The 19,532-nt window shown below is 38.2% G+C and carries 17 protein-coding genes; 3 read left to right on the top strand and 14 right to left on the bottom strand.

The window, feature by feature from the left end:
• Positions 1 to 58 precede the first annotated feature (58 nt).
• The 3 genes from J1N10_RS13125 to J1N10_RS13135 all read right to left on the bottom strand — a co-directional run bounded on the left by J1N10_RS13125 (position 59) and on the right by J1N10_RS13135 (position 2,813).
• Entirely contained in the window at positions 59 to 490 is a 432-nt protein-coding gene (locus tag J1N10_RS13125) for an OsmC family protein (RefSeq protein ID WP_262327174.1), read from the bottom strand.
• Between the two features lie 22 nt (positions 491 to 512).
• Complete coding sequence (locus J1N10_RS13130) at positions 513 to 2,213, bottom strand: SulP family inorganic anion transporter (protein WP_262327175.1); 1,701 nt, start codon at positions 2,211 to 2,213, stop codon at positions 513 to 515.
• A 78-nt stretch (positions 2,214 to 2,291) separates the two neighbouring features.
• The gene (locus J1N10_RS13135; protein WP_262327176.1) at positions 2,292 to 2,813 is read right to left on the bottom strand and encodes a metallophosphoesterase family protein; all 522 of its coding nucleotides are present in this window, start codon (positions 2,811 to 2,813) and stop codon (positions 2,292 to 2,294) included.
• A 58-nt stretch (positions 2,814 to 2,871) separates the two neighbouring features.
• Between J1N10_RS13135 and ppk1 the strand changes: the two genes are divergently transcribed.
• Together ppk1 and J1N10_RS13145 are read left to right on the top strand one after the other, a co-directional pair.
• Positions 2,872 to 4,956 (top strand): polyphosphate kinase 1, encoded by a 2,085-nt coding sequence (gene ppk1, locus J1N10_RS13140; protein ID WP_262327177.1) that lies wholly within the window; start codon positions 2,872 to 2,874, stop codon positions 4,954 to 4,956.
• Between the two features lie 16 nt (positions 4,957 to 4,972).
• Entirely contained in the window at positions 4,973 to 5,476 is a 504-nt protein-coding gene (locus J1N10_RS13145; protein WP_262327178.1) for a SixA phosphatase family protein, read from the top strand.
• A gap of 52 nt (positions 5,477 to 5,528) precedes the next feature.
• On the opposite strand, the gene J1N10_RS13150 is transcribed toward J1N10_RS13145, so the two are convergent.
• The 8 genes from J1N10_RS13150 to surE all read right to left on the bottom strand — a co-directional run bounded on the left by J1N10_RS13150 (position 5,529) and on the right by surE (position 13,582).
• Positions 5,529 to 5,975 carry an alanyl-tRNA editing protein gene (locus tag J1N10_RS13150; protein WP_262327179.1) on the bottom strand — a complete coding sequence of 149 codons (447 nt, stop codon included), beginning with the start codon at positions 5,973 to 5,975 and terminating at the stop codon, positions 5,529 to 5,531.
• Positions 5,976 to 6,168: 193 nt separating this feature from the next.
• Complete coding sequence (mnmA, locus tag J1N10_RS13155; RefSeq protein WP_262327180.1) at positions 6,169 to 7,371, bottom strand: tRNA 2-thiouridine(34) synthase MnmA; 1,203 nt, start codon at positions 7,369 to 7,371, stop codon at positions 6,169 to 6,171.
• A 198-nt stretch (positions 7,372 to 7,569) separates the two neighbouring features.
• Positions 7,570 to 8,697: a DNA polymerase III subunit beta gene (gene dnaN, locus J1N10_RS13160; RefSeq protein ID WP_262327181.1), complete on the bottom strand. Its 1,128-nt coding sequence runs from the start codon at positions 8,695 to 8,697 to the stop codon at positions 7,570 to 7,572.
• 216 nt (positions 8,698 to 8,913) lie between these two features.
• Positions 8,914 to 10,608 (bottom strand): gliding motility-associated ABC transporter substrate-binding protein GldG, encoded by a 1,695-nt coding sequence (gene gldG, locus J1N10_RS13165; protein ID WP_262327182.1) that lies wholly within the window; start codon positions 10,606 to 10,608, stop codon positions 8,914 to 8,916.
• Between the two features lie 12 nt (positions 10,609 to 10,620).
• The gene (gldF, locus tag J1N10_RS13170; RefSeq protein WP_262327183.1) at positions 10,621 to 11,352 is read right to left on the bottom strand and encodes a gliding motility-associated ABC transporter permease subunit GldF; all 732 of its coding nucleotides are present in this window, start codon (positions 11,350 to 11,352) and stop codon (positions 10,621 to 10,623) included.
• Positions 11,353 to 11,358: 6 nt separating this feature from the next.
• Positions 11,359 to 12,504, bottom strand: coding sequence for a lipid-A-disaccharide synthase (lpxB, locus tag J1N10_RS13175; RefSeq protein ID WP_262327184.1), 1,146 nt, complete (start codon positions 12,502 to 12,504; stop codon positions 11,359 to 11,361).
• A gap of 9 nt (positions 12,505 to 12,513) precedes the next feature.
• The gene (locus J1N10_RS13180) at positions 12,514 to 12,810 is read right to left on the bottom strand and encodes a hypothetical protein (protein ID WP_262327185.1); all 297 of its coding nucleotides are present in this window, start codon (positions 12,808 to 12,810) and stop codon (positions 12,514 to 12,516) included.
• On the bottom strand, positions 12,800 to 13,582 hold the full coding sequence (surE, locus tag J1N10_RS13185) for a 5'/3'-nucleotidase SurE (protein WP_262327186.1): 783 nt from the start codon (positions 13,580 to 13,582) through the stop codon (positions 12,800 to 12,802). Before surE ends, J1N10_RS13180 begins: the two co-directional genes overlap by 11 nt.
• A 236-nt stretch (positions 13,583 to 13,818) precedes the next feature.
• Here surE and pheT point away from each other — a divergent pair, with 236 nt between their 5' ends.
• On the top strand, positions 13,819 to 16,272 hold the full coding sequence (gene pheT, locus J1N10_RS13190) for a phenylalanine--tRNA ligase subunit beta (protein ID WP_262327187.1): 2,454 nt from the start codon (positions 13,819 to 13,821) through the stop codon (positions 16,270 to 16,272).
• A gap of 77 nt (positions 16,273 to 16,349) precedes the next feature.
• Here the strand turns inward: pheT and J1N10_RS13195 are convergent, their stop codons facing one another.
• The 3 genes from J1N10_RS13195 to J1N10_RS13205 all read right to left on the bottom strand — a co-directional run bounded on the left by J1N10_RS13195 (position 16,350) and on the right by J1N10_RS13205 (position 19,495).
• Positions 16,350 to 17,084, bottom strand: coding sequence for a hypothetical protein (locus tag J1N10_RS13195; RefSeq protein ID WP_262327188.1), 735 nt, complete (start codon positions 17,082 to 17,084; stop codon positions 16,350 to 16,352).
• A 534-nt stretch (positions 17,085 to 17,618) separates the two neighbouring features.
• On the bottom strand, positions 17,619 to 18,230 hold the full coding sequence (locus tag J1N10_RS13200; protein ID WP_262327189.1) for a cysteine hydrolase family protein: 612 nt from the start codon (positions 18,228 to 18,230) through the stop codon (positions 17,619 to 17,621).
• A gap of 80 nt (positions 18,231 to 18,310) precedes the next feature.
• A complete protein-coding gene (locus J1N10_RS13205; protein ID WP_262327190.1) occupies positions 18,311 to 19,495 on the bottom strand; it encodes a C1 family peptidase in 1,185 nt (394 codons plus the stop codon).
• Positions 19,496 to 19,532 lie beyond the last annotated feature (37 nt).

The raw sequence follows: 19,532 nt of genomic DNA on the forward strand, positions 1-19,532 counted from the left end.
AAACCGCTTAGAACAATCTATGCACTAAGCGGTTTTATTTTTATGCATACCGTCACTACTACTCCACCAAAATAGCTTTAATGGAGCTTGTATTCGTCATGTTATCAGCAATTGGGCAACGCTTTTCAACATCATGTAAAAATGCCTCTTTATCTTCCTTTGTCATATCAGCATCAATTTCTACATAGGTTCTGATTTCAACAAAGCCGGCACGTCCTTCTTCAGTTTTCCCTAATAAAAAGTCCTTATCAATATCTCCTTCTAATTTAACCGAGATACCTTTAACCGGCAAGCGGCGCTGATTAGCAATAATACGACCGATAGCGCAGATACAAGCTGGCAGTGACGACAAGAAGATTTCCATCGGGTTAGGACCTTCATCCGTACCTGCAGGCTTAGGTTGGTCAATTACAAAATTGTGCGAACATGAAACTTCAGTGCGAAAGCCCTCTTTCATTTCAGCTCCTACTTTTAATGTTGATATAGCCATTGTATTAATATTTTGTGTAAAACTAATTCTCTTTCTCATCGCGTCCGACAGTTGCTGAACCTGAATGTTTCGACCCGACACGATTCTCAAGCTGCATATTATTAGCTAATTCCAAAGCCCGTTCAAATGAATTACAAATACATTCTGCTTCAATATTTTCCATAACACCATTCGATTGCAGATCTTTTTGCACCGAGCTGTTCACCCCTGATAAAATAATGCGCACACCATATTGTTTGAGGATGGTTAATGTATCTTTCAAGTTGTATGCTCCTGTTTGATCAACAAAAGACACATGTCGCATTCGGATAATCAGCACCTTACTAACTCCTCCCAATTCTTTGATATGCTCAGAGTACCTACGCGCCGATGCAAAGAACAATGGACCACTAATTTCATACACACCAACCCCTTCTGGAAGCTCTGAGTAGTCTTCAATCACATCTGTATCAATCACATTATCAATTCGTTTATCACTAATATCTGCCATGCGTTTCATAAAAAGAATCGCAGATAAAACAACCCCAATCTCAATAGCCACTGTTAAATCAACAAAAACAGTGAGTATAAATGTGATAAGCAGAATAATACTATCGAATATAGAGCCTTTCAATACTGCCACAAAAGAGCGCCACTCGCTCATATTATAGGCCACCACTATTAAAATACCAGCCAAACAAGCCATTGGAATAAGCTTTGCCCAGGTACCTAAAAACAACATTATCAATAACAGGCTGATGGCATGAATAATACCAGCCAGGGGTGTGCGACCACCATTTTTGATATTGGTTGCCGTACGCGCAATAGCTCCTGTAGCCGGAATGCCTCCAAAAAAAGGCGTCACCACATTGGCAATTCCCTGCGCAATCAACTCGGTATTGGAACGATGCTTACCTCCAATCATACCATCGGCTACCACAGCCGAAAGTAATGACTCAATACCTCCAAGCAAGGCAATCGTTATGGCCGGGGCAAAATAAATATGAATAGTAGACAAATCGATATGAGGAACCGACCAACTGATGGTATTGGGAATATCACCAAAATACGTTTCAATGGTTGCAACCGGCAAATCCCAAATAGCAACAGCCAAGGTCATACAAATAATCGCAATAAAAGAACCCGGTATTTTTGTGCTTATACGTTTAAAATTAACACTAATTAAAATAGTGAGCGCTGTAAGACCAATCGCATAATAGTTAACATCATTCAACGATGAAACATACAATACCCATTTATCCAAAAAATCAGCAGGAACAGATTCTACGGAAAGCCCCAAAGCATCCTTAATTTGTGTTGAGAAAATAACCAGGGCGATTCCACTTGTGAACCCAACCACTAAAGGTTGTGGAAAATATTTTAGCAAGCTGCCTAAACGCAATAAACCAAATCCTATTAAAATAAAGCCAGCCAATATGGTTGAAATCACTAAGCCATCAAAGCCATACTGCTCAACAATACCAAATACAATCACAATAAAAGCCCCGGTAGGCCCACCAATCTGTACCCGACTTCCTCCAAGAAGCGATATTATAAAACCAGCTACGATAGCAGTAATTAATCCTTTTTCAGGAGACACTCCTGAAGCCACTGCAAAAGCAATGGCAAGTGGCAATGCCACAATTCCAACAACAATCCCGGCCAGAGCATCATTAACAAGTTGTTGCCTTGATATACCAGCCTTTAATAAAGTGAAAAACTTCGGTTTAAAGATAAAATTCATAGTGTGTGAGCTATTCAGCTCACAAAAGTAAAAGTATTTTTGAACATACGTTCACTATTAATATTATTTAACGCAAAGCTACTTTGCTCTCTTAGGCCCCAGCTCAATAACCTCCATATCTTTGATTCTCTCCCCATCAATTGCAAAACGCAAAGCAGTGCGCACTGCGTGAAAACCAGAAATACCGCAAGCGCCGGGATTTAAATGAAGTAACCCGAGTTTTTTATCGTACATCACTTTTAAGATATGAGAGTGACCACTAATAAAAAGTTTTGGCGGATTGGTGTATATCGCTCCCTTTACCAAATTGTCGTATTTTCCAGGATATCCTCCAATATGAGTCATCCACACATCAACACCCTCGCACATAAAGCGTTCATGTGCTTTTAATTCCTGTCTGATGTCCAATCCATCAATATTACCATAAACCGCACGAACAGGTTTCATACTTCTTAGTTTATCCAGCACACGAATATCACCAATATCACCGGCGTGCCAAATTTCATCTACATCCTTGAATAATTCAACAAAGCGCTCATCCAGATGCGAATGCGTATCCGATAATAACCCTATTTTAGTCATGTGTGTTGGAAATGTCATAAATCATTGTCAAATCTACCCTATTTTTAATATTTTTAAGCAAGCAAGAGACTAAACTATGCCTATCGAACGACAATTTTTCAACCGCGACATTAGTTGGCTTTCTTTTAATCACAGGGTTCTTGAAGAAGCTAAAGACACAAACCTTCCATTATTTGAACGCTTGAAATTTCTGGCTATATACTCCAATAATCTTGATGAATTCTACAAAGTACGAGTAGCCGAATACCGCAATGCTACACTTCACCCGGAAAGCTATCCCGATATACCACAGGCAGGTGAAATCCTTGAGAAGATCAATACCATCGTTGGCCAGCACTGGATAGAGTATAGTAAAATATTTAAGGGTGAGATACTACCATTAATGCAAAAAAGTGGTATTATTCTACACCTTGATGGTTATTCTGATAAAAAAGAACACAAGCAGTTTATTCACAATTTTTTCCATACCGAGCTTATCCCTTATTGCCAGCCGGTATTACTTAACAAAGGCACACGAAGTTTTATGCGTGATAATCGCCTCTATCTCGCTGTTAAACTGTACCGAAAAAGAAAGAAAAGTGATAAAAAAAACAAGAAACGGCGAGCTCGTTATGCCCTTATTAAAGTACCAACCAACGATCATAAACGCTTTATAAAATTACCACGCGTTGATAACCAGTATCATTTTATGTTTTTAGATGATGCTATTCGCTATGGGCTACCGGAGTTATTTCCGGGTTACGATGTTGTTGGCAGCTGGGGTGTAAAAATTGCCCGCAATGCTGATTTGGGTATCGAAGATGAGTTTTGGGGTGACTTGGTTGAAAAAATTCGAAAAAACCTGGCACTTCGGAAAACAGGTACGCCTGCAGGCTTATATCACGACAGAGCCATACCATCTGATGTGTTAAAATTTCTCATGAAGTCTTTCGACATCAAACCTATTGAACTGGTTGAAACAGGCAGCTACCAGAACCTGCATGACTTCTTCTCTTTTCCAAATCCCTATTCGCCGGAGCTGGAATGGAAAGCTCCAGAGCCTATAAAACCATATGAACTGGAAGAATCAGGCTCTATGTTTGAAGCTATTAAGCGAAAAGAGCGAGTGCTGCACTACCCTTATCATTCATTCGATTATGTGATACAGTTTTTACGCGAAGCAGCTACTGATGAAAAGGTGGATGAAATAAAAGTGACTCAATACCGCGTTGCCAGTAACTCCGAAGTAGTTGGAGCCTTGATTTTTGCCGCTCATAACAAAAAGAAAGTTACTGTTTTTGTAGAAGTAAAAGCCCGTTTCGACGAAGCCAACAACCTCTACTTTGCCCGTCAGATGGAAAAGGCAGGAATTAAAATTATATACAGCATCCCAGGACTTAAAGTCCACGCCAAAATGGCTCTGGCTATTCGACGTGCCAATGGCATTAGAAAACGCTCATTTGCCTACCTAAGCACTGGCAACTTCAATGAAAAAACAGCTCGATCATATGCCGATCATGGTTTCTTCACTTGTAACGATGCCTATCTTGACGACATGGAATGCCTCTTCAAATACCTTGAGGACCAAAGCCATAAACCGAAACTCAACAAACTGCTTATCACTCAGATTAATCTTCGCAAAGAAATCATGAAGCGAATTAATCGCGAGATTGATTTAGCAAAAACCGGCAAACAAGGCTACATTCTACTAAAAATGAATGGCATACAAAACAAAAACCTAATTAGTAAACTTTATGAAGCCAGTCAGGCAGGTGTTAAAGTAGATTTGATTGTAAGAGGCATCTGCTGCCTGGTTCCTGACCAGGAATACAGCCGAAACATCCGTGTTTTGCGTTTGGTGGATAGTTACCTGGAACATGCCAGAATCTGGGTTTTTGGAAATGACAACAATACCGAAATGTTCTTATCATCAGCTGATTGGCTAAATCGCAACATTAACCGACGCATAGAAACAGCCTTTCCAATTGAGCAACCAGAATTGAAAGCTGAAATACTCACCATGCTTGAAATGCAACTGGAGGACACCGTGAAGGTTAGACGCATAGACAAAAATTTAAACAATGTACCTATCAAAGGAAAGGATAAACCTTTACGTGCACAGCGCGCTTCTTATGAGTATCTTTATCAATTAGACCAAATTATCAGGGAAGAAAACAAATAAGATAGCTCCAACCGTTATGAAAACATTAATATTAGTTCGTCACGCCAAAACTGAACAATTAGGCTATATGAGTTCAAAATCAGACTTTGAACGTAGCCTTAAACCACGTGGATACAACGACACAAAGTTGGTGGCCAAAGATATGATAAGCCGCAAAATAAGACCTAACTTACTGATCAGCAGTAAAGCTATGAGGGCCAAGCAAACGGCACGCTTATTTGCAGAACAGTTAGATATTGACAAACAGGACATAGTACTTGAACAGTTTTTATACGATGGCTACACAACCTCGGAACTATTAAGCTACCTGGAGCAGTTTGGGGCGCTGCATGATAACATCATGATTGTTGGTCACAACCCAGAAATTGCAATGACAGCCATTAGCCTCACTGATAGTGATTATTTGCATTTTCCAACCACAGGAACAATTGCCATTTCATTTAATGTAGATAGCTGGGAAGATATCAATGCCCGCGAAGGAAAGATTGAATGGTTTGTAGCGCCTAAGATGTTTAAGTAAAGTGCATACAAAAGTGTTCATATAAAAAGCCACTCTAAACAGGGTGGCATTTCTATACCAATTGTGGTCGTTTTAATTTAAATCTAATCCTGAGTACCCCTTCATCGTAACTAGTAGAACCCAATACAAACTCACCTACTTCTTTTGTATTAGCAACATGTTCACCAATACAGGGGCAAGCATCGTAATCACCAACTCTTACAATACGGATTTCTTCACCAGAGGCGTCTGGCAACTTATCTAAATCAAATAATTGAGCGGCTTTCGTTCGTGGCAATACTTCTTCTGTCACATCATCATGTTGTTGCAGAACCGCATTAACCTTGTCGTTAATCATTTGTTCTTCATCACTTGTTAAAGCGCGTTCAAAGTGGTAATCACACTTCGACTTTTTGCGTTCCAAATGATTGGAAAAAGAACGATTACATCCAAATAGCCGAACCATGGTTTGATTCAGTACATGTTCAGCTGTATGCATTTCAGGGTTATAGGCTTTCATCTTTACAAAATTATTAAATCGTCGAATTGATTAATTGACGAACTGACAAATGATAATTTACTGATTCGATAATTTGAAAAAAACAACCTTTTTCCAACTCAACGATTAATTACTTGAACACAACATAAAGCTATTAATCCTAAGCTATTTTTTTCATCCTTAAAACAGTCTTGGGTCTTGTGTCTTTTAGTTACTAACTAATCACTCCAGAACCAATTAGTTCATCTTTATCATACCAGGATGCAAACTGACCAGCTGTAATTCCTCTTTGCGGTTCATCGAAGACCAAAAACATACCATTTTCGCGACGATGCAATACGCCTTTTTGCAGTGGTTGACGGTATCGAATACGCAGATTCAATCGACGCGATTCTCCAATTTCCATTTCCTGGTCATCGCGAACCCAATGAATTTCATCCGGCATAATGCGAAGCACTTTACGGAATAAACCCGGATGCTGTTTACCCATTCCGGCATACACCTGGTTAAAGTCAACATTGGTTCCAATAATAAACAGTGGTTCAGGGAAACCACCAATATTTAAACCTTTACGCTGCCCAATGGTATAAAAATGAGCTCCATTATGATCACCAATCTTCTTACCGTACTTTGGGTGAAACAAATATGGTTTTGATAATTCTTCTAAATCGGCATCACTTGGATTCTCCACTTCCGCCTTGCTCCAATCACGCACAAACAACTCACTGTCTTTATCTATAATAAAAACACGACCTTTCTTAGGCTCTAATTTTTGTTGCAGAAAAACAGGTAAATCCACCTTTCCAACAAAGCAAATGCCTTGCGAATCCTTTTTGTGAGCAGTCACAAGGTTTAACTCATTGGCAATTCGTCGCACCTCCGGTTTCACAATATCACCAATCGGGAAAAGCGCTTTAGCCAATTGCTGCTGACTTAACTGGCATAAGAAATAACTTTGGTCTTTATTATCATCACTCCCTGCTAAAAGACGGTGAACTTCTTTTCCATCCACCATTACCGTCTCTTTTCGACAATAATGGCCGGTCGCTACATAATCAGCTCCAAGCTCCAGTGCCTTATCCATAAACACATCAAACTTAATCTCACGATTACATAAAACGTCAGGATTAGGTGTTCTGCCACGCTCATATTCGGCAAACATATAATCAACTACACGCTGTCGATAAAAGTCACTTAAATCAACCGTATGAAATGGGATGTCCAGCTTCATGGCTACCGCTTTAGCATCAAACTGATCATCCAACCAGGGGCAATCAGCTTTTAAGACACCAGTTGTGTCGTGCCAGTTTTTCATAAATAACCCGATGACTTCGTAACCTTGCTCCTTTAACACATAGGCTGCAACACTGGAATCAACACCACCTGATAGGCCAATTACAACTTTCTTTTTCTGCATTTTTATATTCTCCTTCTTTGCCAATTAGCGCACAAAAATACGATTTTTTCGTGAGTTTGACTCAGTTTAACAAATCACTAACAATTTGCCTCTCCCCAAACCTTTGTATTGCAGCTAGCAATTTCAATCCAATTGAATACAATAAAAAACCGCTACTTCAATGAAGCAGCGGCTCGAATATTTAAAGTACAAACAAAATTACACGTTAATCATCATTGGCATTAACAGCATCAGTTCTTCTTCGTTTTCGCCATTCTCGAATGGCAATAGAATACCAGCTCTTGATGGGTCAGACAACTCAAGAATAACATCAGTTGAATTAAGGTTGTCCAGAATATCAGCTAAGAATCCTGATTTGAAACCAATCTCCATTTCATCCCCTTCGTACTGACATGTTAAACGCTCGTGCGCTGAAATACTAAAATCGATATCCTGTGCAGAAACAACCATCTCGCCAGGTGTCATTTTCAACTTCACCAGGTTACTGGCTTGGTTTGAGAAGATAGAAACGCGGCCCAATGTGTTGTGGAATTCACTACGATCAATAATCACTTTATATGGATTATCCTGAGGAATAACTGCATTATAGCTTGGATAATTGCCTTCTACCAAGCGACAAACTAATTTATAGTTAGGCAAAGTAAAGAAGGCATTTTTATCATCAAATTCGATAGAAACTTCCCCGCTTTCTTTAGGTAAAACATTCTTAAGCAATCCGGCAGGTTTCTTAGGTAAGATAAATGATGCCGAAAACTCTGTTTTGGCATCTAAACGACGATAGCGAACCAATTTGTGTGAATCTGAGGCCACGAATGTCATATTCTCAGGCGACAATTCCACCAAAATACCATTCATCACCGGACGTAATTCATCATCAGCAGTTGCGAAAAGCGTTTTATTGATACCTACTTCCAATAAATCAACACCTACCTGAAGACTTGAGCTCTTATCAGAATCTAATTGTGGCAGCTCAGGAAAATCGGCTCCATCCTGCCCTACAATACTGAACTTACCTTTTTCTGTCACGATATTAACACCAAATGTATCCATGTTAATATCGAAATTAAGTGGTTGCTCAGGAAATTTCTTTAGCGTTTCCAACAAGATGCGAGAAGGTAAAGCTATAATTCCTTCTCCATCTGAATTATCTATTTCTAAGGACGTAACCATAGTAACCTCCAGGTCGGAAGCCGTCAATACAAGTTTATTGTCTTTTAGGTCGAATAAAAAGTTATCGAGGATTGGCAATGTACTTTTATTACTAATCACGCGACTGATGGCTTGTAGATGCGATAGTAATTCTGTACTGGAAACTACAAATTTCATAAATTCTTACAGTTATTAGTTCTTATCAAATATATCAAAAAAACAGATAATTACGCGCTTATACAATCTCATTAATTATGCTTAAAACGCAACATGCAAGATACGAAAAAACACTTCTGTACAAAACACGATATTCGTATTCTTTTCAGGAGTTATTAACAGCCCTAATATTGGTGAATTGAGGGTTAGGTGAATTGGTAAATTGAAGAACGAATTTTATTTGCCAAATCGTCTGAAGCGCATATACACAAACAATAAACAACCTAACACCATTATCAAAATCGGCAACACCACATTCAGCCATTTTAACCAAGTTGTTCCTTCTGATAACTTTTGTTTATCCAATAAACGTAATGTCAAATGACGACCACGCAATTGCATCCAACCATCTTCGTCACAAAGGTAATTAACGGCATTAACGATAAAATCTTTATTCCCATATTGCTGCTGAGAGCCCTCATCATAACCCAATGGCATAATCTGAGGATTGCTGCTTTTAAAACGAATAGTATTGCGAATAATATCGCCATCGGCCACCACCATTAAACGTGTAGCAACACTTTTGTCTTTCCGCTCATTCACCCCGGTAAGTCCTACAGGTATTTGACGATTAACGAATACTGATGGGAATTGCCCTTCCTGCATCAATGCAACAGTCTGATGTGGCGAATTAAACTCAACTTGCTTAGGTTGTCTGTTCACATCGGCCATGTTAATAAAGACAGGTGTTTGATTAACCTTTGTATATTGTGATGTGCGCAATAAAATATGACGAGAAATATCGAGATTATTTCCAACCGTATCGATAGTGCCTGTAAAACCACCACGCACCAGGTTAATATTACGCGTTACAGGATGATTTTGCAACGCCGACAACAACGGACTATACAACCAGGGAACGGGCACCAGTTGCGGCTGGCCTTGTGGCTTGGCATTCATCAAAATACGACCAGCCTGCACGTCTTCAACAACTACCGGGTTCACTCGAACACCATATTTAAACAACTGATCGTCCAGATTAACATCATTATATAAGCCAATGGTTTGAGGCGACTGTCGCAGGCTATCAAGTGTCACATTCACTGCATCAATCAAATACAACAATCGTCCACCATTCATCAGGTATTGATCCAACACAAACTTATCCTTTTCGCTGAATGGCTTAGACGGCTTGGCAATAATTATCACCGTGTACGGAGCTAAAATAGAGGCATCATTACCAATCCGCCCCCGGTCAACCTGGTAGTAGGCCGACAACGCATCTGTCGCTTCAATAACATCCAACTCATCCAGCTCACCATGTCCTTCCAGAAAAGCAATTTTACTTTTTTCCTGAGTTAATAGTTTCCTAAATGCGTTCGCAAACTTATATTCCAGTCCTTCAATTGAGCTGTTTAAGTTTTCAGAACCACTTCGAGAAGGCAAATTATCTAGCAGATTAACCCCAACAATTCGGTCCTCATAATAGACCAATGCATAAGGAAAAACATACGACTGTATCTGACGCCCATCTTCAGCATTCTCAAATACACTTTGCGGTTCAAACCCATATTCTGCCAGCTCTTCTATCAAAGCCTTTTTCTCTTCACCAGTACCTTCATCCGGATTAACAAACTCAAAATGCATGGAGCGGCCAGCCTCTGACTTTAACTCTTCCAGCATCTCTCGCGTAGAGTTAGATAAGCGTGAAAAACCACTGTTTAATTCACCATCCAGATATACCTTTACATATAATTCTGATGACAAATCCTTCATAAATTGCTTTGATGTTTCGGTTAAGGTATAACGCTTTTCAGAGGTTAAATCAATCCGAAAAAACACCTGACGACTAAGCCAGCTTATTGCAATAAGCCCTAAAACAACAACAGCCAGTTTAACTAATTTATTTGGATGATTGACATTTATACTCATAAGAACCGACTGTTAACGTTTGTTTTTTAAGAGTGAAAGCTTAGAAAGAAACAGAAAGAAAAAAACCAATGAAGATAAGTGTACTATGTCTCTCGAATCGATAACACCTCGACTTAAAGAACGATAATGACTGTCGATTCCAATATACGTTATCGCATCGCGTAATCCACTTAAACTTGGTAAGGCAGCCAAAGAATCGAAGCCAGAATAGAACATAAAACATAGCAAAACAGCCAGAATAAATGCAACAATCTGGTTATCGGTCAGTGATGATGCAAAAACACCAATGGCTACGTATACAGCTGCCAGAAAAACCAAACCAATATAGGAACCCCATGTTCCTCCCATATCCATGTTACCAACTGGATTTCCCAGCTGATAAACACTATAAACATAAATAAGTGTTGGAATCAAACTTAGCAACACAACAGACAAACCGGCTAAAAACTTACCAAACACAATTTGCAATTCGGAAACAGGGCGCGTTAACAGCAAATCAAGCGTTCCCAAACGTTTTTCATCTGCAAATAAACGCATAGTAACAGCAGGCACCAGGAACAAATATACCCATGGCGCGATATAGAAAAGCGATTCGAGTGTTGCGTAACCATTATAGATAATGTTTAAGTCATTCGGTATAACCCAAAGAAATAATCCTGTGAGTAATAAAAAGACCGTCACAACCAAGGCGCCGGTTATGGAACTGAAAAAAGATGCTAATTCGCGTTTAAAAATAGCCAGCATAATTGATTACTTAATGTTCTTATCTTTTCTTAATGACTCCAGCATTAAACGGGCTGTTCGGGCACTTGAACCAGGTCCGCCCATTCGCCGATGAAGCTCTTCATAATCATTCAGCATATCAGCCCGCCGGTCACTATCAGCAAGCAACAAACCTAACTCGTTTTCCAATTTTTCCAAGGTGAAACTCTTTTGGAATAATTCCAATACGGCTTCTTTCTCCAAAATAAGGTTAACTAAAGATATGAACGGAACCTTAATTAATATTTTCTTAGCAATAAAATCCGTAAAGCCCCCACCCCACATTTGGTAACACACAACCTGTGGACAATTAAGTAAAGCGGTTTCTAAAGTTGCCGTTCCGGACGTTACCAAAGCAGCCCGCGATTGCTGCAACAGTTCATAAGTCTGACCACTGACAACAGCTACATCAATATCTTTAATGTATGAATCGTATTCCTCCACTGCGAAAGATGGCGCACCTGCAATGACAAACTGGTAGTCTGGAAATTTATCTACCATCCGAAGCATATCCGGTAAGTTTAGACTTATCTCCCCTTTACGGCTTCCTGCCAGCAAAGCAACCTTAGGACGCTTATCCAGTTGGTTACGCTCAACAAATGAATCAAATGACTCGCCCTTATTAGAGCGATTATCAATGGCATCCAAAACAGGATTACCACTGTACTGAACTTCTACATTATGCTCTTCAAAAAACTTTGTTTCAAAAGGAAGAATGGTAAACATCCGGTTAACATTGGCCTTTATCTTTTTAACCCGTTTTTGATTCCAGGCCCAAATTTTTGGTGAGATATAATAATAAACCAGCAGATTATTTTCTGTGGCAAACTTGGCCATACGTAGATTAAAGCCTGCATAATCAACCAATATCAATACATCTGGTTTATAAGCCAACAGATCATCCTGGCATAACTTGAAATTTTTCTTAATCGAGTTGAGATTCATCAACACATCCCATAACCCCATTACAGCCGTATCTTTGTAATGACGCACCAGTGTTCCACCTTGTTCTTTCATCAAATCTCCGCCCCAATACCTGAATTCAGCCTCGACATCCTGTTCTTTAAAAGCCTTCATCAGGTTAGATGCATGTAGGTCGCCAGATGCTTCGCCGGCAATTATATAATAACGCATAATGTTTAATTAAAGTAAAAATCGAAAAGCAATAACAACAATGGCATACAATATGGTTGATGTAACAATGCCGCGTGCAGCCAATAATCGCTCTTTATTAATGGCAATTAAAAAAACAATAAGATTAGGCAAAACACTAATACTTAAAAGCTTTCCAATACTACCCATATTTACCATCTGCTTAATAAAAGGCCAATAAGCCAAGCCACCCTTGTAAACAAAGTAATACAAGCCAAAAGACATAATAATTGGTAAAATAACACCTATTAAAATACCAATATAAAGTTTATTGCATTTACAATTCATAATTCTGCTCTTTCAAATAAGGTAAAAGGTTAAAATTAGTGGCATCCAGATGGCAAGGCACAACGGCTGCGTAACCTTTATCAAGGAAATATTCGTCTGTATCTTTTGATTCAGGCTCCAGGTTTTCGAAATGACCGGTTAACCAATAATATTTGCGCCCACGCGGATCTTCTCTTTCAATAAATTCTTCAACCCACTTACCCTTACTTTGGCGGGCTAGCCTGGCTCCTTTTACAGGATGAACATCAGGAATATTAACATTTAAAAAGGTACCTGAAGGTAACTTGTCATTTAAAACACTTTTCACAACATGTTCAGCCACACGAACTGCTTCAGAAAAATCAGCATCGTAATGGTAGTTCAATAAAGAAAAACCAATGGACGGAATCTGGTTCAGCGCACCTTCACGTGCTGCCCCAACAGTTCCGGAGTAGTGCAGGCTAATACTGGAATTAGTTCCATGGTTAATACCTGACACCACTAAATCAGGCTTTCTATCGAGCAAAACATTAATTGCCAATTTCACACAATCAACAGGTGTTCCGTTCACTTTATACAGCTTCAGACCTTCCTTTTCTTTTACTAACTTAGCATATAAAGGTGTTTTTACCGTAATAGCATGAGACATACCTGAGTAAGACTCATTAGGTGCCACAATCACCACATCTCCAACCTGTTTTAACACCTTAACAAGCGACTCTAAACCTCCGGCTTTGATACCATCATCATTTGTTACCAAAATTAATGGTCGCGAACTTTTTTCTTTTGTCATTTTTGAATCTATATGAACATCAAAGATATGGATTCGCATTTGAAGGGACAAAAGCCACTATTTGATTATTACTTTAAATTCCTTCTTTGCTCTTAATGCTAAGATATTACTGAAATCAAATCTTATTTTTTTCGTTATTCGAAATCTAATTAACTACTTTTGTTAGCTCTTTTTTAGAGAAGTTGGCGTTGCATAATGCATCGCTTTGATGTTCAACTTATAATGATTTTAGACGAATGAATATTTCATACAACTGGCTAAAAAATTACCTGAATATTGATTTAGCACCAGAAAAAGTATCTGAAATACTTACCGACATTGGCTTGGAAGTTGGTGGCATGGAAGAGATTCAATCAATCAAAGGTGGATTAGAAGGCCTGGTTATCGGTGAAGTTTTAACTTGCGAAAAGCATGCTAATGCGGATAAACTAAGCGTTACTACAGTAAACGTTGGAGGTGAACAACCTCTTCCTATAGTTTGTGGAGCGCCTAATGTAGCTGCCGGTCAAAAAGTAGTAGTAGCAACTGTTGGTACAATTCTATACAGTGGCGACGAAAACTTTACCATTAAAAAGTCAAAAATCAGGGGAGAACAATCAATGGGTATGATTTGTGCCGAAGATGAAATTGGTCTTGGCACCAGTCACGATGGTATTATGGTACTGCCCACAGATGTTAAACCAGGTACATTAGCTAAAGACTATTTTAAAGTTGAAAATGACATTGCCATTGAAATTGACCTGACACCTAACCGTGTGGATGGTTCTTCTCATTATGGCGTTGCCCGCGATTTGGCTGCTTACCTCAAACAACATCAAGAAGGTGTTGAATTAACATTGCCTGCAGTAGATGATTTCAAAACTGAGAACACCAACTACCCTGTAAAAGTAACCGTTGAAAATACCGAAGCATGTCCTCGTTATTGCGGCGTAACAATCAGTGATGTCACCATTAAGGAATCGCCTGAATGGTTACAAAACCGTTTGAAGGGTATTGGTCTGAATCCTATCAACAACATTGTAGATGTTACTAATTTTGTATTACACGAGTTAGGCCAACCACTTCATGCTTTTGATGGCGATGAAATTATTGGCGATGAAGTGATTGTTAAAACATTAGCCGACGGTACAGAGTTTATAACACTTGACGAAGAAAAACGTGAATTATCAGATAAAGATTTGATGATTTGTAACACAGAAGGTGGCATGTGCATCGCTGGTGTATTTGGCGGCATTAAGAGTGGTGTGAGTGAAAAGACTACAAAAGTATTCCTTGAAAGTGCTTACTTCAATCCGGTTTGGGTGCGTAAAACAGCAAAGCGCCATACATTAAGCACCGATGCCAGTTTCCGCTTTGAGCGTGGTGTAGATCCAAACATGACCATTTATGCTCTTAAACGCGCTGCACTATTAATTAAAGAAGTAGCTGGCGGAACGATTTCAAGCGAAATTACCGACATCTACCCTGAAAAGGTAGCAAATTTCGAGATTGATGTGACGTACCATAATATCATCCGTTTAATTGGTAAAGAACTAACCAAAGAAACGATTAAGAACATCTTAACAGCTCTTGAAATTGAAATTGTTTCTGAAACGGAAGAAGGATTAAAACTTTCAGTACCTCCATACAGAGTGGATGTACAGCGTGAAGCTGACATAATTGAGGAAATTCTACGCATCTATGGCTACAACAATATTGAAATGCCTTCATCGGTAAACAGTACTATTGTTTATTCGCAGAAGCCTGATGACCATAAATCGAAAAATATAATTGCTAACCAGCTTACATCACAAGGTTTTAGTGAGATAATGTGTAACTCACTAACTAAGGCAGCTTATTATGAAGCACTAGAGTCCTATCCTCGTCAAAATGTGGTTGAATTAGCTAACCCGTTGAGTAATGACTTAAACGGTATGCGTCAAACATTATTATTTGGCGGATTAGAATCCATCAACCATAATGTTAACCGACGTAACAGCGACTTAAAGTTCTTTGAATTCGGAAATAGCTATCATTACAAGGCAGAATCGGATAAAAGTGATTTGAACAATTACGATGAAGAGCAAAAACTGGCACTATTCATGGTCGGAAATAAAGCTGCCTTGAACTGGAATACACCAGAGCAAAAAGTTAGCTTCTACGATTTAAAGAATCAGCTGGAGAACATCTTATCACGCCTTGGATTATCGTTTACCGATTTCAAAGAAGAAGAAACAAAGTCTGATTTATTTGCCGAAGGTTTAAGCTTATCTCAAGGAGATAAACCGATTATTGATTTTGGTTTGGTAAATGGTAAATTACTTAAGGCTTTTGATATTGATACGCCCGTTTATTTTACTGAAATCAAATGGGATATTATCCTTAAGAAGAGCAGTAAAAAAACAGTTACTTATACTGAGATTTCTAAATTCCCAGAAGTAAAACGAGATTTAGCCTTAGTACTAAATAAAGATGTGAAATTTGAGCAAGTAAAACAGATTGCACATAAAACAGAAAAGAAATTGCTTAAGCGTGTTTCTTTATTTGATGTTTTTGAAGGCGAAAAATTAGGAGTAGATAAGAAATCGTACGCGGTTAGCTTCATCCTTCAAGATGAAACAAAAACGCTTAACGACAAGCAAATTGATAAAATCATGAATAAGATGATGAGCAACTACGAAAGAGAATTAGGAGCTCTGATTAGAAAATAAGATTTAACATCAGCAAAGAAAAAGGACTATCCGTTATGGATAGTCCTTTTTTATATGTTTTAAATCACATGCAACAACTATAAATATGCAAGTGTCCAGTTATAATCACCTTTAGTGAATGCACTTGACCATTTAATGAAATAGGTCTCGCCTTCTTGTACATTAACAATAACCTTTGACTGCAAAGTCCCTTCTGTAAAATTGCTTGAGCCAATCACTACTTCACGAGTCTCATTATACACAAACAAACAGGTGTTTTCATTGGTATGCCCATAACTCGAAAAAGCTACTTCACCCGTTCTTTCAGCTTTATAAATAAACCACCTGTCATACCCACCTCTATGACTTACCTGCATCACTCCAGGAGTCGCAACAATAGCATTTTCAAAACTAATCCCCTTCTCTTCCTGCTGCTTAACCTTCCAATTTAAAGTAAGATCGTCTTGCTTAAATTGCCAAACAATGTAGTAAAGATCTCCCGCTTTTGATGTAAAAGAAATCGATTCGTCATTCAGATGCAGGCTTTGCGCAATTATTTCTTTATAGTCACTTGAGAACACTGTAACTAAACCCATTTTATCCGATAATTCATCACAGCTGATAGTAATAGCACCATCATACTTGGCCTTCACTTCAAATAGTGCTTTCCCTTTTTTCGCAATTAGCTCCTGACAGTTTTTATCCGAAATAACTGTTACGTCATCAACATCTGGTTTATCCCTTAATTCTTCCAATGCATTAACGTGACCTGTAACAATTAAACAGAAAACAACAAGTAGGACTTTCCATTTGTTATACATTCCCCGATTCATCTTTAAATTTTTACATTCCCCAATGCAAATATATTAAAATACGAATAACTCAATCACTAATTGCGAACAATAATAACGTCCACATACTATGAATTAACATTAGCGACATAATTCATTAACATTTCTTGTTTATTATGGACTTTTTGACCTATTAAGTCTATGATTTTTCAGCAGATAACTGCAAAGTATTAACGAAAAAAGGAGTTAAATGCATAACTCCTTTTCCTTCTAACCTTAACTCAAAATCCAAATCTATGAAAAAAATCTTAACTATTGATATAACACCTTCAAGTACAAATGGTTCAGTTAGGGGCAAAAAAAAGAGGAATGCTTGACTTTTCAAACATTCCTTCTTCAACCTAACCTTAACCCTAACTTATGAAGAAAGCTTCATAAATCTTTATACTCAATTCGCATAAATAAAGTTCTCTAATAATTACTTTAAAAGCAATCTTTTAAACTTTTTTAACGCGAGTTTGTAATTCTAAATCATTGTGTGGCTTCCCTTTTCTAATTATTCACACATTTTAACATTTACAAATATGAAGTTTTTTTAATTAATTCAAAAATTTTTTTTTCAAATTCTTCAAAAGTAATTACATCACAATAGCTCTTAAGGGTTGATAATGTAGAATAATGAACCTGCTCAGCTGAGATAAATTTATCATTAAAGTTTAAATCTCGAGTTGCACATGCATCACTTATAACCGTTACTTTATATCCATAATCAGCAGCTGCTCTTGCTGCAGCTTCAAGGCACATGTGCGTTTGCATACCTATAAGCACTAATTCTTTAACTTTGTTTTGTTCTAAATATTCTTTCAATGGCGTTCCCTTAAAAGCATTGACCTCTGATTTCTCAATAACCTTTTCGCCTTTAATAGCTTTTACCGCTTGATAAATTTCACCACCTGACTTTACACGATGTTTTACGTGTATAATTAAATCGCCTTTTTGGCGAAAAATCTTTAATACTTCCGAAGCAATATCTGCAGCTTTTTCAGCACCAACCAACTCAGTTGCGCCGCCAGGAAAATAAAAATCCTGAATGTCAATTAAAACCAGTGCCTTATTTCCCTTAGATTGGGCATTACCATTGGATATCAAAACAAATAATAAAAGTGCTAAAACAGCATATATCTTCATAACATTCTACTTTACTTTTTCTAAAGGAATAAAAAAAGGGTGACTTCCGCCACCCCTATCGAAAAAATATTTTTCGCAAATTACTTAATACCAAGCTTTTTCTTTAAGTCTTTAGTCAAAGCATTTTTATTAATCATGATCGACATTGTTTTGTACTTAACAAAAGCTTCAGAAGCATAGAAATAACCATCGTACTTATTGTTGGTATTCCATGAATTCTTCACCTTGAAATACTTTGTACCATTCTGGTCTTTTACCATACCAGTGATTTGCATTCCATGGTCATCTGTTGTCTGGTAGTTATCGTATGCTTCCTGACGCAACTCCGGTGTAATTTCTTTTTCTTTAACAGGCTTATCGAAGCTATAAAGCGCTTTATTACGATCGGCACGAGACATACTCTCCCAACGAGAACGCTCCGAACCTGACATTTCTTTAACATCACTTTCAGGAACTATAGCGACTCCATTGGTGTGCGAGAATCCTTTTTCGCTCACATCAGCAGCCCAACCAATGGTATATCCATTTTCTAATGAATGTTCAAATATGGTCATTAAATCATCCAAAGTTACATTGTAAACTTCTCCCCACAACCAGTTATCTGGCACTTCAATAATAAATGTTTCATAGGTTGGGTGGTGCGTGTATGATGTTACCTGAATATAGTCATCCATATCCAAACCTACTTTTTCTTTCATATAAGTTTGTGGTGTATATGATTTACCATCTACCTCAAAAGAAGTTGGCTCTGCACCTAAATAAGCATCCAAAACACCATCAAAACCACTTTTCCAGGCTGGAGTCAGTTTTTTGTTTTTATTCTTAATCACGGCATCTACATAGTTTTTAAGAACAGCATCCATTTCGCCATGAACGTGTGATTCTTCTCCGTACTCAAGTCCTGCGTATGCTTCCTCTGGGACCATTCCGTACTTCTTCATCACGTATACAGCATCATGAAAAGCTCCACCGGGGCCAAAATTTAATGAACCGTGTAAACGAACATATTTCTCAGCTTTGTCTGCATAACAATGGCGAACAACGAACATTTCAGATAAGTTTGTTGGCTCTTTTCCAATACGAATCATTTCTGACTCGAAAAAACCCAAAGCCGAAAAGCTCCAACAAGTACCAGAACGATGCTGATCTTTTACACTTGTTGCTTCTAAATCATAAATTGTCTCAAACTCATAGCCTTCTTTTTCCTCCTGTGCCATCACCGTTAGGCAGAAAAGGCTTAGTAATACTGTTGATAATACTTTCATTTGTTTTTATTTGAATTTTACAATTTGACTTTTATTG

It is taken from the genome of Carboxylicivirga litoralis (genome assembly GCF_025499605.1).
In the GTDB taxonomy this organism is placed as follows: Bacteria; Bacteroidota; Bacteroidia; order Bacteroidales; family Marinilabiliaceae; genus Carboxylicivirga; species Carboxylicivirga litoralis.

What these genes read in the sequence shown, in the direction of transcription:
- J1N10_RS13125 (WP_262327174.1), bottom strand. Translation starts at nt 490, where the DNA reads ATGGCTATATCAACATTAAAAGTAGGAGCTGAAATGAAAGAGGGCTTT.
- J1N10_RS13130 (WP_262327175.1), bottom strand. Translation starts at nt 2,213, where the DNA reads ATGAATTTTATCTTTAAACCGAAGTTTTTCACTTTATTAAAGGCTGGT.
- J1N10_RS13135 (WP_262327176.1), bottom strand. Translation starts at nt 2,813, where the DNA reads ATGACATTTCCAACACACATGACTAAAATAGGGTTATTATCGGATACG.
- ppk1 (WP_262327177.1), top strand. Translation starts at nt 2,872, where the DNA reads ATGCCTATCGAACGACAATTTTTCAACCGCGACATTAGTTGGCTTTCT.
- J1N10_RS13145 (WP_262327178.1), top strand. Translation starts at nt 4,973, where the DNA reads ATGAAAACATTAATATTAGTTCGTCACGCCAAAACTGAACAATTAGGC.
- J1N10_RS13150 (WP_262327179.1), bottom strand. Translation starts at nt 5,975, where the DNA reads ATGAAAGCCTATAACCCTGAAATGCATACAGCTGAACATGTACTGAAT.
- mnmA (WP_262327180.1), bottom strand. Translation starts at nt 7,371, where the DNA reads ATGCAGAAAAAGAAAGTTGTAATTGGCCTATCAGGTGGTGTTGATTCC.
- dnaN (WP_262327181.1), bottom strand. Translation starts at nt 8,697, where the DNA reads ATGAAATTTGTAGTTTCCAGTACAGAATTACTATCGCATCTACAAGCC.
- gldG (WP_262327182.1), bottom strand. Translation starts at nt 10,608, where the DNA reads ATGAGTATAAATGTCAATCATCCAAATAAATTAGTTAAACTGGCTGTT.
- gldF (WP_262327183.1), bottom strand. Translation starts at nt 11,352, where the DNA reads ATGCTGGCTATTTTTAAACGCGAATTAGCATCTTTTTTCAGTTCCATA.
- lpxB (WP_262327184.1), bottom strand. Translation starts at nt 12,504, where the DNA reads ATGCGTTATTATATAATTGCCGGCGAAGCATCTGGCGACCTACATGCA.
- J1N10_RS13180 (WP_262327185.1), bottom strand. Translation starts at nt 12,810, where the DNA reads ATGAATTGTAAATGCAATAAACTTTATATTGGTATTTTAATAGGTGTT.
- surE (WP_262327186.1), bottom strand. Translation starts at nt 13,582, where the DNA reads ATGACAAAAGAAAAAAGTTCGCGACCATTAATTTTGGTAACAAATGAT.
- pheT (WP_262327187.1), top strand. Translation starts at nt 13,819, where the DNA reads ATGAATATTTCATACAACTGGCTAAAAAATTACCTGAATATTGATTTA.
- J1N10_RS13195 (WP_262327188.1), bottom strand. Translation starts at nt 17,084, where the DNA reads ATGAATCGGGGAATGTATAACAAATGGAAAGTCCTACTTGTTGTTTTC.
- J1N10_RS13200 (WP_262327189.1), bottom strand. Translation starts at nt 18,230, where the DNA reads ATGAAGATATATGCTGTTTTAGCACTTTTATTATTTGTTTTGATATCC.
- J1N10_RS13205 (WP_262327190.1), bottom strand. Translation starts at nt 19,495, where the DNA reads ATGAAAGTATTATCAACAGTATTACTAAGCCTTTTCTGCCTAACGGTG.